The 452-nt window shown below is 57.1% G+C and carries 1 pseudogene; it reads left to right on the top strand.

Annotated features, from left to right (window positions below):
* Positions 1–452: pseudogene (locus tag HMPREF2756_RS09560) on the top strand (transcriptional regulator); the annotation flags it as partial.

Genomic DNA, 452 nt, shown 5'->3' with positions numbered 1-452 from the left:
ATACAATCCGCACGAAGGCATCGACGAACCCTACTTTATCTTCCCCAACAACCAGCAAGGTATAGCCGCCGCTGCCGACCTCAGCACTTATATTTCACGCGCACGTTCCCTCGATACCCAAGCGGCAATACGACTTACCGCCCGTGGGAGTGTGCTTGCCGTTTTCGCATGCTCTCTCGCCCCCGAAACCATGCTGGATAACACCCCCACCATTCTGGGGATGCGAGCCCTCAACCTCGCAAAGCCATCAACCCTTGATATTGTGGTAGATTCAGCCGCCCTGCTCGAACGCCTGGCACGCATTGAAGAATCCGAGATGGTGCTGTATCTGCCGCCCGTTACCGTACACACCGAATGGGCTGGAAAAGCTGCGCCCCTGCAAGGATGGGAAAAACTAGGAATCATAGACGCAGACGAGTTCCGCCGCGCCAGCCGTGACGGACTTACCGCCG

This window comes from Rothia sp. HMSC067H10 (assembly GCF_001810635.1).
Taxonomy (GTDB): Bacteria; Actinomycetota; Actinomycetes; order Actinomycetales; family Micrococcaceae; genus Rothia; species Rothia dentocariosa.
Note: the sequence above shows the minus strand (reverse complement) of the source record. Positions and strands in the feature narration are given on the sequence as shown.